Origin of the sequence: Lutibacter oceani (assembly GCF_003384935.1) — a bacterium.
GTDB lineage: Bacteria > Bacteroidota > Bacteroidia > Flavobacteriales > Flavobacteriaceae > Lutibacter > Lutibacter oceani.
This window is the reverse complement of sequence record NZ_QTTQ01000010.1, coordinates 45,154-62,018: the sequence shown is the minus strand read 5'-3', so window position 1 is coordinate 62,018 and position 16,865 is coordinate 45,154. Positions and strand designations below refer to the sequence as shown.

Below are 16,865 nucleotides of genomic sequence, written 5' to 3'. Positions count from 1 at the left end.
TTATTTTATAAATGTCCAGAAGCACAACTGAAACTTCCAATAGGTGAGCCATCTGGAATTTTAGGTGAACTTACTTTTTTAAATTGTTCTGGGTGCGTTAAAAAATTGTTTATCAAGTTAATATATCCTTCTTCGTACATTATGATTAAACTGTCTTTCTTCGTTTTTTTATCTCTTTTTTGATAAAACCAATTTTTCAACTCCTTTACCTTGGCTAAAGTAATTGATTTTACTTGAAAAGAAGCGTTACTATTGCTACATAATTCCAATAAATTTTGAAGTACTACAGCATTTATACTTTGCTGAATTTCGTTTTCATAAGTGTTTTCATGTTTCTTTTTAAAAGTTGACTCAAAAACTGCATTTATCATTTCGTCTAAACCTAATTGTTTATTAAATAATGCCTTTTGTTGTACCATTCTTGAAGCTCTTTCTGCATTAAACAATAAGTCCACCACTAATTCTGAAGCTGTTGAAGCGGCATTTAAAGCATCAAAAGCAACACCGTTTTTTGAGCTAAAAGATTCTCTACTTCTATTAAAATTATATGCCCTGGGTGGAAATAATTCTAATAAATTTGTTGGAATTTTTAATGTTTCAACACTAATAGTATTCAATAAACTATGCAATGCTTCCTTTTCAATTGTAGCATCTATAGGTTTTATAATAGTTTGATTATCACCTTTTACAGCATATGAATAATCCAAACCTCCAATCATTTTTGAAGTTGCTTCAACCTGATATCTATGAAAAAAGTACAACGGAACAAATACATCTTCTAAAACAGAATAAGGTTCATTTTTATTGATATTTTTTTCTGAAAAATTATTAATAGCTGTTGCTCTTACTTTTAAAACTCTATCTAATTCTTTTGCAGGGTTTGTACCATTATCCCATAAATGCGCATATATATGAGCACCACCTTTAGCACGCGCATCAGAATCTGCTATAAATTTCATTCCTTTTTCAATAGCATTTTCAATAATATTGTTTAAAGCAGTTTCCTCGTTTACATTTTCAGGAAAATCTTGATAAGAATATGCTACAGTAATTTTATCCCAATCACCAATTCCGGTGTCATAAGCTTCAGATATATCTATTTTATTATTGGTTAGTTTTACAAAAGGATGTGGATAATCCATTACTGAAGATCTGTTATTATAACTTGCAGCAAAATTATGGGTAAATCCTAAAGTATGTCCAATTTCATGTGCAGAAAGTTGTCTAATTCTTGCTAAAGCCAATTGTAACAAAGGATTTTCATCACCTGTTTTTTCAGAAGCTCCTAATAATGCCTGTGCTATTAAATAATCCTGACGAATTCTTAATGACCCCAAACTTACATGTCCTTTTAAAATTTCACCAGTTCTAGGATCCACAACACTTGCACCATAAGACCAACCTCTTGTACTTCTATGAACCCATTGCACTACATTATACCTAATATCCAATGGATCTGCATCTTCTGGCAACACTTTAAACTGAAATGCATTTTTATAACCTGCAGCTTCAAAAGCTTCATTCCACCAACTTCCACCTTCTAACAATGCAGATTTTACTGGCTCCGGCGCACCTCTATCTAGATAATAAATAATTGGTTCTTTTGCTTCACTTATGGCAGCGTTTGGGTCTTTTTTCTCTAATCTATGCCGAATTATAAAACGTTTTTTAATTGACTCTTCAATTGGAGTTGCATAATCTAAATATGAAAAACCAATGGCTCCTGATCGTGGATCAAACTTTCGCATTTTATAATTGTTGTCCGGTAATTCTATAAAAGAATGGTGTTGCCTAACAGTTACCAAAGAAGAATTTGGAGTTACACTTCTAATAAACCCGTCTTTAGCATCTCCTTCAAAAGTTAAAATTGCTTCAAATTCAACATTTTTAGGAAATGCTTTTGTACGTTCCATAAAAAATGCACTTTTACTTAAATCTAATTTATAATTTCCTTGTTTAGCACTTTGAAGTCTTGTAGATACATTATGAGCATCTCGTAAAAAAAACTTTGAAACATCAATTAAATACGTATTTTTGGTTTGTTCTTCAATAGGAAATCCAAATAAAACAGATTGAGCAAAAGCCTCTTCAACAGATTTTTTTTCTTCAATATTATCCGTAATTGCCCTGTAATTTTGGTTAGGTTGAATTAATAATAATTTATTCCCCGCTTTTATAAATTTAACAACTGCTGTATTCCCTAATTGACCTCTATCTAATCCAATATCATTAGAACCTATACCTGCTGCCAAGGAATTTACATATAAAAATTCTTCATTTAAATTATTAATTTCAATAAATATTTTATCGTTAGACTCCTCATAATAAAAATTAAAATAACCTTTAAATTGTTGTAAATCTTTAGTTTTTTGAAATGTTTGGGAAATTAATTGTTGTGAAACAAATAATATAGCAACTAATAATATTTTTCTCATTTTTACGGTTTAAAAGTTTATTAATTTAAATTTATAATTTAAGCCTTAAAATTAATTTTCATTGTTTAAAAATGAAAAGTTATTTTTGTATATCTTAAATATTGATATGATCTCAAACGAGCAACTAAATAAATTACAAGAACGAATTAGCAAGTTAAAAACTTACCTTGATATTGACAAGAAAATAATTGAAGTATCCAATGAAGAGGAAAAAGCTGCAAATCCTGATTTTTGGAACAACCCAAAAGAGGCTGAAATTGTAATGAAAGAACTGAGATCCAAAAAAAAATGGGTTGAAGATTTTAATGCTTTAAAAACGTATTTTGAAGAAACTTCTATACTTTATGAATTTTATTCAGAAGGAGAAGCTACTGAATTGGAAGTAGAAAAATTATATAATAAAGCTATTGATTTAGTAGAAAGTCTTGAATTTAAAAATATGCTTTCTGAAGAAGGAGATAGTTTAAGCGCTGTAATACAAATTACTGCAGGAGCTGGTGGAACTGAAAGTTGTGATTGGGCAATTATGTTAATGCGCATGTATTTAATGTGGGCAGAAAAACAAGGATTTAAAATTCGCGAACTAAATTATCAAGAAGGTGATGTTACTGGTATAAAAACGGTAACACTAGAAATTGAAGGTGAATATGCTTTTGGTTATTTAAAAGGAGAAAATGGAGTACATCGCTTAGTTAGAATCTCACCTTTTGATAGCAATGCTAAACGCCACACAAGTTTTGCTTCGGTGTATGTTTATCCATTAGTAGATGATAGTATTGAAATTGTGATTAACCCTGCTGATATTGAAATAATAACCTCACGTTCCAGTGGCGCCGGTGGACAAAATGTAAATAAAGTTGAAACAAAAGTACAACTAACACATAAACCTACTGGTATTCAAATTTCTTGTTCAGAAACTCGCTCACAACATGAAAATAGAGATAGAGCAATGCAAATGCTTAAATCTCAATTATATGAAATTGAATTAAGAAAACAACAGGAAGCCAGAAGTGATATTGAAGCTGGAAAAATGAAAATTGATTTTGGTTCTCAAATTAGAAATTATGTAATGCATCCCTATAAATTAGTTAAAGATGTGAGAACTTCTTACGAAACTGGAAATGTTGATGCTGTTATGAATGGGGAAATTGATGGTTTTATAAAAGCATATTTAATGCAACATGGACAAACTGAAGATAAAAACGAATTGTAATGGCAGCTAAAATTGATACTATTATTTTTGATTTAGGAGGTGTGTTAGTTGATTGGAAACCTGAATATTTATATAGAAAAGTATTTAATGGCAATGAACAAAAAGTACAATGGTTTTTAAACACAATTTGTACACCTGAATGGAATGCACAACAGGATGCTGGTAGAACTATTGCTGAAGCCAATGCGTTAAAAATTGAAGAATTTCCAGAATATGAAAAAGAAATTATTCAATTTTATGAGCGATGGGAAGAAATGTTTTCTGGACCCATACTACAAAATATGGAGTTCTTTAAAGAGCTAAAAGCTTCAAAAAAATATAAAATTTATGCTTTAACTAATTGGAGTGCTGAAAAATGGGATAAAGCCTTAGAATTATTTCCTTTTTTTAAGGATTTTGACGGTGTGGTAGTTTCTGGGCAAGAAAAAATGAGGAAACCTTTTCCTGAAATTTACAAACTCATTTTAAACAGGTACAATATTACTCCAGAAAAGGCAATTTTTATTGACGATAATGAAGAAAACGTCATGGCCGCAAATGAATTAAAAATAAATGGAATTAATTATAAAAATAATTTGAACCTAAAAAATGCGTTAAATATTTTTTAATAAATTAGTATAATTTTAGAGAATAAAAAAATGAATAAACTAACAAACAGTAAATTATTTAAAACAAATAGTAGTTTATTGGGAATAATTAGTATTTTTGTTTTGAATAAAGATTAAATTATCGCTTTTAAAAATCCGAAAATTGTTATGAAAAAATAAACATTTTTTAATATGAGAAGAATTTCATTATTGCTAATCATACTAACCCCACTATTAAATTTTAGCCAAACCCAAAATAAACAAACTTTCACTGTTTCAGGAAAAATTATAGATGCATCTACTAAAAAACCATTGGAAGATGCAACAATTATTTTTAAAAATAAAGATTCTAACACCATAAAATGTGGTACAATTACAAATGCAAGAGGTAATTTTAGTATTGATGTTGAAGAAGGTAACTATAATGCATTTGCTGAGTTTATTTCATATAAAACAAAAAATATAAACATTTCTACAATAAATAGAAATCTAAATATTGGTACAATTGCATTAGAAGTTGATACTGAATTTTTGGATGAAGTTGAAATTATTGGTGAGAAAAAAGCAATAGAATTTAAACCCAATAAAATTGTTTTTCACGTTGATAAAGATATTGCTGCAGCTGGAGGAGTTGCAACTGATATACTTAATAACATTCCGTCTGTTTCAGTAGACCCTAATGGAGGAATTACCGTTCAAGGTCAAGGAAATGTACAGGTAATGATTAATGGAAAAACTTCTTCATTAACTAAGGCTGAAGCCCTAAAATCGCTTCCTGCTGGTGCAATTGAAGATATTGTTGTTTTAGCAAATCCTGGAGCCAAGTATAATAGTGCTGCATTAAGTGTAATAAATATTATTTTGAAAAAGGGTAAAGATGAAGGTTTAAACGCTTCATTAACGGCAAGTGGTGGTTACAAAGATTACTCAGGTGGATTATTTACAATTAATAATAAAGATAAAAATGTGAATTTTTACATTAATTCATCCTACAATCAAAGTACACCTGTTACGCAATCAATGCTTGAAAATGAATATTTTGAAAATAATAATACTACTGCTTTTTTAAATGAAAATAGTTTATTCAAAAACAAAAAAAATGTGTTTTATGGAACTGTAGGTGCTGAATTTTACCTATCTAAAAAAAGTACTTTAAATACAAGTATAAATTATATAAATGCCAATAGTAACAGTAATACATTAACAACTTCTGAAATATTTGATACCTCATTGAATACAATTGAGTTAAACGATAGAAAACATATTGGTGGTTTTGACAATGAAATGGTAGAGTTTATTGCAGACTTTTCACATAATTTCAAAAAGGAAGGAGAAACACTTTCAACATCAGTAAGTTACTCTAAAGATAAAGATAAATTTGATAACACTATTACCAACTCAAACACAAATTTTTCTGATGAAAACTATATTGAAGAAAATAAAGCAACAAATACTTCTGTAGGATTTGAATATTCAAATCCAGTAAGTGAAAACTCAACATATTATATTGGTTTTAAAGGAGATTATTTTAAATTACCTTTTAAATACACTAATACAACAACCATAAACAGCATTGATTATAATGAAAAAGTAAGTGCTGCTTATATAGAATTTGAAAATCAATCTGAAAAATTTTATTTTGGTATAGGACTACGAGCTGAATTTATTGAAATGAAAGCTGATTATTTAAATTTAAACAACTCACAAAAAAATAATTTTGATAAGCTTTTACCATCAGCCTTATTGGAATACAATTTAAGTGATACAAAAAATGTGTCTCTTAGTTTTTCTCAAAAAATGTTTACACCTGGATATGAGCAATTAAGACCTTTTGAAGAAAAATTTAGTGAAATATCTTCCTATATTGGTAATCCAACTTTAAAGCCTATTTATATTGATAGTTTTAACCTAAGTTTTTCAAGTTCTGGCAATAAATTTTCTTTTTTTCCAAGTATCTATTATCAAATTTTTAAAGATTACTGGCAAAACATAACCTATGAAACTGGCGAACAATTAAACGGTGTAAATAAAATAATAACAACACCCGTTAATTTAGGAAAAGTAAATTATTACGGAATAAATATAAACGCTACCTATAAAGCAAGTAATATACTTAGTTTTACAAGTAACTTAAACATTTATAATTTTGACCAAACTGGTACTTATTCAATTATAAATAACGCTAATAAAACTATTGTTTTAGACTATAATAATAATAGTATAAACGGTTCATTTAGCTTATTTACACAATTAAAAATACCTAATGTTTTTGATTTTCAAATAAATGGAAAGCACACTTTAAAATCTGTTGGACCTTATTCAACCAGAAAGGCATATACCTATGCAAGTACCGCTATTAAAAAAGATTTGTTTGATAATGATGCTTCATTAAGTTTAAGAGTAGATGATTTATTTTTATCTAATAAAACAGATAGAAATAGATATGATACTAATTATTTTTCAAAAAGTTTAATAAAAAATAAATACCGCACTATTTTATTATCATTTACCTACCGTTTTAATCAAAGTAAAAAAGACAGAGTAATTGATTTTGGTAAAAAAGACATTAAACCAAATTACTAATCATCTTATTTCTTAAATATTTACCTATTTTTGTTTAAAATTTAAATATGAAAATATATCACAATCCTCGTTGCAGTAAAAGCCGACAAGGTTTAGCCATTTTAGAAGATTCTAAACTTTCATTTGAAATTATAAAATACTTAGAAACTCCTATTTCAAAAATAGAATTACAAGAAATTATAAAATTATTAGGCATTGCTCCTATTGATTTGGTTAGAAAAAATGAAGCTATTTGGAAAGAAAATTTCAAAGGTAAATCTTTAACCGATTCAGAAATAATTACTGCAATGGTAGAAAATCCAAAACTTATTGAAAGACCAATTGTAATAAATAATGGAAAAGCCATAATTGGACGTCCGCCAGAAATTATAAAATCAATTTTATAAAATTTAAGTTTTTTTTAACAGTGTTAAAATTGTTACAAAAAGCATTCTCTTCATAATTCTCAGCATCTTTGAAGCTGTAATTACTTCATAAACAGCATTTTAATTTATTTTAAATTGTTACATTTTTGTTTAATGATATTACTTATATCTTAAACAAACGTTAACACTAGTTAACACATAATTACACACATCTAAAGTATATTTGCATAATAATTAACAAAAAATAATTCATGAAAGATTTTATATTTTTAATATTAGTAAGCATTTTTGTATCAATTCCAAATGCTAAAAGTGCTGAAACTTTTGAAAAAATTTCCATAACTGGAAAAGTAATAGATAATGAAACAAAACTACCTTTAGAATATGCAACAATTGTAATTAAATCTTTAAATGGAGACATTGTTACTGGTGGAATTACTGATGTCAATGGTACATTTGAAATTCAAGTTTCAAAAGGTACATACAATATATCTATAGAATTTATTTCATTTAAAACCATAACATTTAAAAACAAAGAAATAACAGGAAATACTGATTTAGGTATCATTTCACTAGATATTGATGCGGAATCTCTTGAAGAAATTGAAATTATTGCTGAAAAAAGTACTGTTGAAATTCGTTTAGATAAAAAAATATACAATGTTGGAAAAGATATGACTGTTAAAGGTGGTACTGCTTCTGATGTTTTAGACAATGTTCCTTCTGTAACTGTTGATGTTGAAGGAAATGTGAGTTTACGCGGAAATGAAAATGTTAGAATATTAGTAAATGGAAAGCCTTCTGGTTTAGTTGGTTTAAGTGGTACAGATGCTTTACGTCAATTACCAGCTGATGCTATTGAAAAAGTAGAAGTAATTACAAGCCCTTCGGCACGTTATGATGCAGAAGGTACTGCTGGAATTTTAAATATTGTTTTACGTAAAGGAAAAGCACAAGGTTTTAATGGCTCAATTACAGCTTCTGCAGGAAATCCTGATAACTTTGGTGGTTCAGTAAATTTAAACTACAGAACAAATAAGGCAAACTTCTTTACAAGTACAGGTTATAATTACAGAAATGCTCCAGGAAATTCATCAAATAACGTAACATTTTTTGACGAGCTTGGTGCTGTTTCAAATTATAGGAATGAAAAAAGTAAATATGAAAGAGAAAACAACAGGTTTAATACAAGATTTGGAATAGAATATTTTTTATCGGATAATAGCTCTTTAACAGGAACTGTACTTTATAGAAAATCTAAAGGTGATGATATCTCAACAAATGTGAGCAACGAATTAGATTTAGGGAATATTTTAAACAGAACCTATGAGCGCGTTGAATTTGAGGACGATGATGATGAAACCATAGAATATGCACTTAACTATACGAAAGATTTTAAAAAGGATGGTCATAAATTAATCTTAGATTTTCAATATGGAAAAAGTACAGAAAATAGTTTAGCTTTTATCTCAGATTATGATACTTACCCAAGTTATATTGAAAATGCACCCGAAAAAAATAGTACCGATGAAGAATCTAAAGACATTTTAATTAAAGGTGATTATGTATTACCTCTTGGTGAAAATTCTCAATTTGAGTTTGGTTTTAAAGCCGATTTAAATCAGCTAAATACAGATTATTTAGTTGAAGACTTTGACGAAAACACAAATCAATTTTATAATAACACTAATTTTTCGAACACATTAGATTTTGAGCAAAACATATATTCTATCTATTCTCAATATGGTAAAAAAATAAATAAATTTTCATATTTATTAGGTTTAAGATCAGAAACAACAGACAGAAAAATTAATTTAGCACAAACTAATGAAAATTATAATAAAAAATTTACTGAACTATTTCCAACAGTAAATTTAGGCCTAGAATTTAATGATTCTGAAAGTTTAACTTTAGGTTATAGCAGAAGATTAAGACGCCCTCGTCACTGGTTTTTAAACCCTTTTGAATCTAGAACAAGTGAAACTTATGTTAGAAAAGGAAATGTAAATTTAGATCCTACATATACAAATTCTTTTGATTTAGGCTATTTAAAACGCTGGGAAAAATTTACATTAAATTCTTCAATCTACTACCAACACGCAATAAATAATATTGAAATGGTACAAACTGAAGATATAAGACTAATAAACGATGTACCAACTTTAATAATTATTAGAAACCCTGTAAATTTAAGTTCTCAAGATAGGTATGGTTTTGAATTTACAACAAATTATACCCCTTTTAAATGGTGGAGACTTAACAATAGTTTTAACTTTTTTAAATCTGTTACCGAAGGAGAATTTGATAACATAAGTTACGATGCTGACAATGTAAGTTGGTTTACTAGAATGGTATCAAGAGTTACACTGCCTGGTAAAATTGACTGGCAAACAACTGGTTTTTATATGGGTCCATCTGAGGGTGCACAATCTAAAAGAGAAGGTATGGTTAGTGTAAACCTTGCGTTTAGTAAAGATATTATGAATGAAAAAGGAACTTTATCTTTAAATGTTAGTGATTTATTAAATTCTAGAAAAAGAAAATCGACCAGTTATTCACCAACCACTGAATCAGTAGGTGAATTTCAATGGAGACAAAGACAAATAATGTTGAATTTTACCTATAGATTTAACCAGAAAAAGAAAAGAGAAAGACAACAAGGAGATTATGATGGTGGTGGTGAAGAAGAAATGTTTAAAGCATAAAAACAAAAAGGGCAACTAAATAATAGTTGCCCTTTTTTTATATATAAAAAATTAATTATTTCTTAGGTACTGCTCTTCCTTCTTTTCTAAATTTCCAAGCTTCTCTAAAATAACCTATTAACCAATATGGAATAATAAATGAAATTAAAAAAATCATTAACCAAAATCCCATGGTAAATATTGTTAAGAATACTAAAAATCCTGAAAATTGTGATAAATCCATAACTTTTGAAGGTTGTTTTATAATGAATTACAAAATTAGTATTTATTTTTAATAAATGCTAACTACTTTTTTATTTTTTTAAAACTTGTTTCTAATTCCTTATTTAAATTCAGCAAAGAAATCATTTCCCTTATCATCAACCAGTAAAAATGCTGGAAAGTCTTCAATTCTAATCTTACGCACCGCCTCCATTCCTAATTCAGGAAAATCAACTACTTCAACAGATTTAATACTATTTTTTGCTAAAATTGCAGCAGGACCTCCAATAGAACCAAGGTAAAAACCTCCATTCGCTTTACAGGCATCTGTAACTTGTTGTGAACGATTTCCTTTTGCAACCATAACCATGCTACCGCCTACTTTTTGGAAAGCATCAACATACGGATCCATACGGCCAGCTGTAGTTGGTCCAAAACTACCTGAAGCCATTCCTTTTGGTGTTTTTGCAGGTCCTGCATAGTATACAGGATGATCTTTAAAATACTGGGGCATTTCTTCACCATTTGCTATCATTTCACTTATTCTAGCGTGTGCCATATCACGAGCAACAATTAATGTCCCTCTTAAACTGAAACGTGTTTTTACAGGATATTTAGAAAGCTCCTCACGAATTTTATCCATAGGTTGATCTAGGTCTAATTCAACAGCATTTGCTAAGTGCGGCGCTTCTTTTGGTAAAAACTGACTAGGGTTCTTTTCTAACTCTTCAAGAAAAATACCTTCTTCAGTAATTTTAGCTTTTACATTACGGTCAGCACTACAACTTACACCCATTCCTACAGGACAAGATGCCGCATGGCGTGGTAATCGAATTACTTTTACATCATGTACAAAATATTTACCGCCAAATTGTGCTCCTACACCACTTTCCTGACAAATTTTAGTAATTTTCTCTTCCCACTCAAGGTCTCTGAAAGCTTGCCCGCCATCATTACCTTCAGTTGGTAAATGATCTAAATAACCTGCTGAAGCCTTTTTAACGGTTGCTAAGTTAGCCTCGGCAGAAGTACCGCCAATTACAAATGCTAAATGATATGGAGGACACGCAGAAGTACCTAAATCCATAATATGTTTCTTAACAAAATTGGTTAAATTTTCTTCAGTTAATAATGACTTGGTCATTTGATACAAATACGTTTTATTTCCTGAACCTCCACCCTTTGTCATAAATAAGAATTCATACGTTTTACCTGTTGTTGCATAAATATCTATTTGTGCAGGAAGGTTGGTTCCTGAGTTTTTCTCTACTAACATAGTTTGAGGTACAATTTGAGAAAAACGAAGATTATCATTTTGGTAAGTATTAAAAACTCCTTTTGAAATATATTCTGCATCATCAACTCCAGTATACACATCTTCACCTTTTTTAGCAACACAAATTGCTGTACCTGTATCTTGGCAAGTTGGCAATTCACCAGATGCGGCAACCATTTGGTTTAACAACATTGTATAAGCTACAAAACGGTCGTTGTCTGTAGCTTCAGGATCTTTAAGAATGGTCTCTAACTTTTTTAAATGAGCAGCACGTAAGTAGAACGACACATCATGATAAGCAGCTTGTGAAAGTAACTCAATACCTTCAGGTGTAACTTTTAATATTTTACGTCCATCAAAATCCATTAAAGAAACATGGTCTTTTGTTAGCAAACGGTATTTAGTAGTGTCCTTTTTAATTGGAAAAGGTTTTTGGTATTTAAATTCAGACATTTTGTATAATTTTATTGTAACTTCATTTTAATTCTTACAAATATACAATGGAAGTAGAAAATAGTTTGTAGAAAATAGGTTTATTTATCCCTTTTCTATCCAAAAACACAAAGAAATATTACTTTTAATAAATAAGTTTTAATACATTTTTGCATAATTAATTCACAAACAAAATACATTATGAAATATAGAATAGAAAAAGATACCATGGGAAAAGTAAAAGTTCCTATTAATAAATATTGGGGAGCTCAAACGGAACGCTCTAGAAATAATTTTAAAATTGGTTCATCAGCATCTATGCCTATTGAAATTATTTATGGGTTTGCCTACTTAAAAAAAGCTGCCGCACACTCTAATTGTGATTTAGGAGTTCTTTCTTCTGAAAAAAGAGATTTAATATCACAAGTTTGTGAAGAAATATTGGAAGGAAAATTAGACAACCAGTTTCCATTGGTAATTTGGCAAACCGGATCTGGTACACAAAGTAATATGAATGTAAATGAAGTAATTGCAAATCGCGCACAAGAGTTAGCTGGAAAAATAATTGGAGAAGGCGAAAAAATAGTGCAGCCGAATGATGATGTAAATAAATCACAATCTAGCAACGATACCTTCCCTACCGGAATGCACATTGCTTGCTATAAAATGATTATAGATACTACAATTCCAGGAATTGAAAAACTTAGAGATACATTACAAGCCAAATCGGTTGAATTTAAAGATGTTGTTAAAATTGGAAGAACACATTTAATGGATGCAACTCCTTTAACTATCGGGCAAGAATTTTCTGGATATGTTTCTCAATTAAATCACGGATTAAAAGCTTTAAAAAACACGTTACACCATTTAGCTGAATTAGCACTTGGAGGAACTGCGGTTGGTACTGGATTAAATGCTCCAAAAGGGTATGATGTATTGGTAGCAAAAAAGATTGCTGAATTTACCGGACTACCTTTTATCACCGCTGAAAATAAATTTGAAGCTTTAGCATCACATGATGCTATAGTTGAAAGTCATGGAGCATTAAAACAACTTGCCGTTTCATTAAACAAAATTGCCAATGATATTAGAATGATGGCTTCAGGTCCACGTTCAGGAATTGGAGAGTTAATAATTCCGGCAAATGAGCCTGGAAGTTCAATTATGCCTGGAAAAGTTAATCCAACGCAATCTGAAGCCTTAACAATGGTTTGTGCGCAAGTTATGGGTAACGATGTTACCATTACTGTTGGAGGTACACAAGGTCATTACGAATTAAATGTATTTAAACCTGTTATGGCTGCTAACTTTTTACAATCAGCCCGCTTAATTGGAGATGCCTGTGCCAGTTTTAATGAAAACTGCGCTATTGGTATTCAACCTAATTATTCCAGAATAACTGAATTAGTAAATAATTCATTAATGTTGGTTACTGCATTAAATACAAAAATAGGCTATTATAAAGCTGCTGAAATTGCAAATACTGCTCATAAAAATGGTACTACTTTAAAAGAAGAGGCAGTGCGTTTAGGTTATGTTACTCCTGAAGAATATGATGCTTGGGTAAAACCAGAAAATATGATTGGATTTTTAAAATAAAAGCTATCACTATAAAACTAAAAAAGCATTGAATTTCTTCAATGCTTTTTTTTATTTTTTTTTCACTTCTAAATTTATCAATTCAAAAGATTGCTTTGCTATTTCAACTTCTTCGTTAGTAGGAACAATTAAAATTTTTGTTTTTGAATTTAACGTATTTATTTCAGTAATTTTTTTAGCACGTACTTTATTCTTTTCAATATCAATATCAATACCAAAATATTCCATATTAGTGCAAACTAATTTTCTAATAATATCTGAATTTTCACCGATTCCTGCAGTAAAAACAATTGCGTCTAAGCCATTCATTGCAGCGGTATAAGAACCAATGTATTGTTTAATTCTATACGCATTCATTTCTAATGCTAATTGGCATTCTTTATTACCATTTTCAGCTTCAGACTCAATGTCTCTTAAATCGCTAAAACCTGTTAAACCTAACATACCACTCTCTTTTTGAAGCATACTGTTAACCTCATCTAATTTATACCCTAAATTATTTACTAGATGAAATATAATAGCATGATCAATATCTCCGCTCCTACTTCCCATTATTAATCCCGTAACAGGGCCAAATCCTAAAGTAGTATCAATGCTTTTTCCATTTTTAACAGCAGTCATACTACACCCGTTTCCAAGGTGAATTGTAATAATTTTTGAATGTTTTGTTCCTAAATATTCAATGGCTTTTTCCGAAACATATTTGTGGCTTGTTCCGTGAAAACCGTATTTACGAATCTTATTTTCCTCTAAAAATTTATTCGGAATTGAGTATTTATAAGCTTCAACAGGCATTGTTTGATGAAAAGCAGTATCAAAAACAGCAATTTGTTTTGCTTTTGGAAACATTTTTTCTGCAACTACAATACCTTCATAATTTGGGGGATTGTGCTGCGGAGCCAATGAAAATAACTCTTTTATTTTACTTTTCACTTCATCATTTATAATTGTAGTGTTTGAAAAAGAGCTTCCGCCATGCACTACTCTATGTCCTACTGCCTCAATTTCAGAAGTAGATTTAATTACACCAAATTCTTCGTCCAACAAAAATTTAACAACTTTTTCTAAACCCATTTTATGATTTGGAATATCACAAACTCTATCAATTTTATCATTCCCAGATTTATAATGTATTTCTGGATTATTCAAACCAATCCTTTCTACTAATCCTGAACAAATTACTTCTTCTTCAGGCATATTAAATAATTGATATTTAATTGATGAACTTCCCGAATTTATAACTAAAACTTTCATATGCTTAAACTTTATTTTTAATAGCAGCAACATATGCTGTTTGCTATTAAACTTTCTTTTCTTATATTAATTGAAACTTACTATTATACAAGTTTCATTATATTCCTTGTGCTTGTATTGCTGTTAAAATAACAGTGTTAAAAATATCGTCTATAGTACAACCTCTACTTAAATCATTTACAGGTTTATTTAAACCTTGTAACATAGGACCAATTGCTAATGCTCCTGTTTCACGTTGTACCGCTTTGTAAGTATTATTACCTGTATTTAAATCAGGGAAAATTAAAACATTTGCCTGTCCAGCTACTTCAGAATCCGGCAATTTACTTTTCCCAACTGATGCATCAACTGCAGCATCATATTGAATTGGTCCTTCAACTTTTAAATCTGGACGTTTTTCTTTAATAATTTCCGTTGCTCTTCTCACAATATCTACATCAGCTCCTTTACCTGAAGCTCCAGACGAATATGAAAGCATTGCAATTTTAGGATCCATTCCAAAGTTAATACTAGAATCAGCAGATGAAATTGCTATTTCAGCTAACTGTTCAGAGTTTGGGTTTGGATTTATTGCACAATCACCAAAAACAGAAACTCTATCATCTAAACACATAAAAAATATTGAAGAAACTACAGATACACCTGGTTTTGTTTTAATAAACTGTAACGCTGGTCTAATAGTATGTTGAGTTGTATGTGCCGCTCCAGAAACCATACCGTCTGCTAAACCTTTATAAACCATCATGGTTCCAAAATAAGAAACATCACCCATTAAATCTTCAGCCATATCTATGGTAACACCTTTATTTTTTCTTAATTCAAATAAAGTATTTGTAAAATCTTTATAATACTCAGATTTAACTGGATCAATAATATTAAACTTATTAATATCTACTTTTAAACCCAAACGATTTATTTTATTTGCAATTTTATCATAATCTCCTAACACTGTCAAATCAACAATATCCATTTCAACTAATCTTGCAGCAGCACTTATAATTCTATCATCGTTTCCTTCAGGTAAAACTATATGTTTTCGTTGTTGTTTGGCACGTTTCAATAAATTGTATTGAAACATTCTTGGTGTAATACTATCGTTTTTAAATGTAATTAATTTTTCATTTAACTTCTCAACTTCTACGTACTTATCGAAGGTATTTAAGGACGTTATAATTTTTTCTTTGTTTTCAGCATACATATGAGAACGAATAGCTCCAATTTTATTTGCTACAGCAAAAGTTCCTTCTTTTACTGATAAAATTGGTACAATTTGAGCCAAACCTTCAATTAATTTAACAATAGGTTTTTCTGGAGTAATTCCTCCCGTAAGTACAATTCCAGCAATTTTTGGATAATTTGAAGAAATATTTGCTTGCAAAGCACCTAATATTATATCGGCTCTATCTCCCGGGGTAATAATTAAGCAATTTTCACATAAATGTCCCAAATAATTTCTTAACTGCATTGCTCCAACAATAAAGTTTGAAGATTGATTATTTATATGTTCTTTTCCAAATAAAATTTTTGCATCAACTGCCTTTGCAACCTCTTTTATAGTTGGATTATTTAGAGAAGTAATTAAAGGAATTACACTTACAAAAATATCTTTTGGTAAATTTTTCTCAATTCCTGTTCTTGCAATCTCAATATTTTTTTCTTGAACTTTATTTGCAATTATTGCTAAAACTTCAACTTCTTTTTCTTTAAAAGAGTCATATGCTATATGAACACCATTTATAAACTCATCCAATGTTTTACCAACTCCGGTAGAAACAATTATTGCTGGGATTCCTAAATTTTTTGCTATTAAAATATTTGCATCTAGCTCAATTGCAGCACCTTCTCCTGAAAAGTCAGTACCTTCTACTAGCATAAAATCGTTTTTCTCTTCTAAATTTTTATATTTTTCAATAATTTTATCAAAAATTTCGCCTTCTTTTCCTTCATTTCTTTTATTTATAAATTCCGATCTGGTAAAAGCAAATGCTTCTTTTGGATTTATATTTAAATTAAAATGTGAAATAATTGTGTTGATATGGTTATCCTTTTTCCCTTTTTTAACATCATCAATAATTGGTCTAAAATATCCTACTTTAGCCGTTTTACCCAATAACATTCTCATCAACCCCAAAGCAACAATCGACTTACCGCTGTTAGCTTCACTAGTTGCTATATATATGGCTTTATTCATTTTTTGTATTTTTTTTGCAAAGAT

Annotated in this window: 11 protein-coding genes; 6 read left to right on the top strand and 5 right to left on the bottom strand. The window is 29.5% G+C overall.

Annotated features, from left to right (window positions below; genetic code table 11):
* Positions 1 to 5: 5 nt before the first annotated feature.
* Positions 6 to 2,435 (bottom strand): zinc-dependent metalloprotease, encoded by a 2,430-nt coding sequence (locus tag BX611_RS05770; RefSeq protein WP_115879113.1) that lies wholly within the window; start codon positions 2,433 to 2,435, stop codon positions 6 to 8.
* 106 nt (positions 2,436 to 2,541) lie between these two features.
* On the opposite strand from BX611_RS05770, the gene prfB reads away from it, so the two are divergent.
* The 5 genes from prfB to BX611_RS05745 all read left to right on the top strand — a co-directional run bounded on the left by prfB (position 2,542) and on the right by BX611_RS05745 (position 9,888).
* Positions 2,542 to 3,648: a peptide chain release factor 2 gene (gene prfB, locus BX611_RS05765; RefSeq protein WP_115879111.1), complete on the top strand. Its 1,107-nt coding sequence runs from the start codon at positions 2,542 to 2,544 to the stop codon at positions 3,646 to 3,648.
* A complete protein-coding gene (locus BX611_RS05760) occupies positions 3,648 to 4,256 on the top strand; it encodes an HAD family hydrolase (protein WP_115879109.1) in 609 nt (202 codons plus the stop codon). Before prfB ends, BX611_RS05760 begins: the two co-directional genes overlap by 1 nt.
* 171 nt (positions 4,257 to 4,427) lie before the next feature.
* On the top strand, positions 4,428 to 6,818 hold the full coding sequence (locus BX611_RS05755; protein WP_115879107.1) for an outer membrane beta-barrel protein: 2,391 nt from the start codon (positions 4,428 to 4,430) through the stop codon (positions 6,816 to 6,818).
* Between the two features lie 47 nt (positions 6,819 to 6,865).
* The gene (arsC, locus tag BX611_RS05750; RefSeq protein ID WP_115879105.1) at positions 6,866 to 7,204 is read left to right on the top strand and encodes an arsenate reductase (glutaredoxin); all 339 of its coding nucleotides are present in this window, start codon (positions 6,866 to 6,868) and stop codon (positions 7,202 to 7,204) included.
* 230 nt (positions 7,205 to 7,434) lie between these two features.
* A complete protein-coding gene (locus BX611_RS05745; RefSeq protein WP_115879103.1) occupies positions 7,435 to 9,888 on the top strand; it encodes an outer membrane beta-barrel family protein in 2,454 nt (817 codons plus the stop codon).
* A 55-nt stretch (positions 9,889 to 9,943) separates the two neighbouring features.
* Here BX611_RS05745 and BX611_RS15030 read toward each other — a convergent pair whose 3' ends face one another.
* Together BX611_RS15030 and BX611_RS05740 are read right to left on the bottom strand one after the other, a co-directional pair.
* The gene (locus BX611_RS15030) at positions 9,944 to 10,111 is read right to left on the bottom strand and encodes a hypothetical protein (RefSeq protein WP_162879978.1); all 168 of its coding nucleotides are present in this window, start codon (positions 10,109 to 10,111) and stop codon (positions 9,944 to 9,946) included.
* A gap of 99 nt (positions 10,112 to 10,210) precedes the next feature.
* Positions 10,211 to 11,818 (bottom strand): fumarate hydratase, encoded by a 1,608-nt coding sequence (locus BX611_RS05740; RefSeq protein WP_115879101.1) that lies wholly within the window; start codon positions 11,816 to 11,818, stop codon positions 10,211 to 10,213.
* Between the two features lie 180 nt (positions 11,819 to 11,998).
* Here BX611_RS05740 and fumC point away from each other — a divergent pair, with 180 nt between their 5' ends.
* Entirely contained in the window at positions 11,999 to 13,396 is a 1,398-nt protein-coding gene (gene fumC / locus BX611_RS05735) for a class II fumarate hydratase (RefSeq protein ID WP_115879099.1), read from the top strand.
* Between the two features lie 51 nt (positions 13,397 to 13,447).
* On the opposite strand, the gene BX611_RS05730 is transcribed toward fumC, so the two are convergent.
* A complete protein-coding gene (locus BX611_RS05730; RefSeq protein WP_115879097.1) occupies positions 13,448 to 14,650 on the bottom strand; it encodes an acetate/propionate family kinase in 1,203 nt (400 codons plus the stop codon).
* Positions 14,651 to 14,747: 97 nt separating this feature from the next.
* Positions 14,748 to 16,841, bottom strand: coding sequence for a phosphate acetyltransferase (gene pta, locus BX611_RS05725; RefSeq protein ID WP_115880439.1), 2,094 nt, complete (start codon positions 16,839 to 16,841; stop codon positions 14,748 to 14,750).
* Positions 16,842 to 16,865: the final 24 nt, after the last annotated feature.

Bases quoted from the DNA above. Each gene is read 5' to 3' on its own strand.
- BX611_RS05770 (WP_115879113.1), bottom strand. From the start codon at position 2,435: ATGAGAAAAATATTATTAGTTGCTATATTATTTGTTTCACAACAATTA.
- prfB (WP_115879111.1), top strand. From the start codon at position 2,542: ATGATCTCAAACGAGCAACTAAATAAATTACAAGAACGAATTAGCAAG.
- BX611_RS05760 (WP_115879109.1), top strand. From the start codon at position 3,648: ATGGCAGCTAAAATTGATACTATTATTTTTGATTTAGGAGGTGTGTTA.
- BX611_RS05755 (WP_115879107.1), top strand. From the start codon at position 4,428: ATGAGAAGAATTTCATTATTGCTAATCATACTAACCCCACTATTAAAT.
- arsC (WP_115879105.1), top strand. From the start codon at position 6,866: ATGAAAATATATCACAATCCTCGTTGCAGTAAAAGCCGACAAGGTTTA.
- BX611_RS05745 (WP_115879103.1), top strand. From the start codon at position 7,435: ATGAAAGATTTTATATTTTTAATATTAGTAAGCATTTTTGTATCAATT.
- BX611_RS15030 (WP_162879978.1), bottom strand. From the start codon at position 10,111: ATGGATTTATCACAATTTTCAGGATTTTTAGTATTCTTAACAATATTT.
- BX611_RS05740 (WP_115879101.1), bottom strand. From the start codon at position 11,818: ATGTCTGAATTTAAATACCAAAAACCTTTTCCAATTAAAAAGGACACT.
- fumC (WP_115879099.1), top strand. From the start codon at position 11,999: ATGAAATATAGAATAGAAAAAGATACCATGGGAAAAGTAAAAGTTCCT.
- BX611_RS05730 (WP_115879097.1), bottom strand. From the start codon at position 14,650: ATGAAAGTTTTAGTTATAAATTCGGGAAGTTCATCAATTAAATATCAA.
- pta (WP_115880439.1), bottom strand. From the start codon at position 16,841: ATGAATAAAGCCATATATATAGCAACTAGTGAAGCTAACAGCGGTAAG.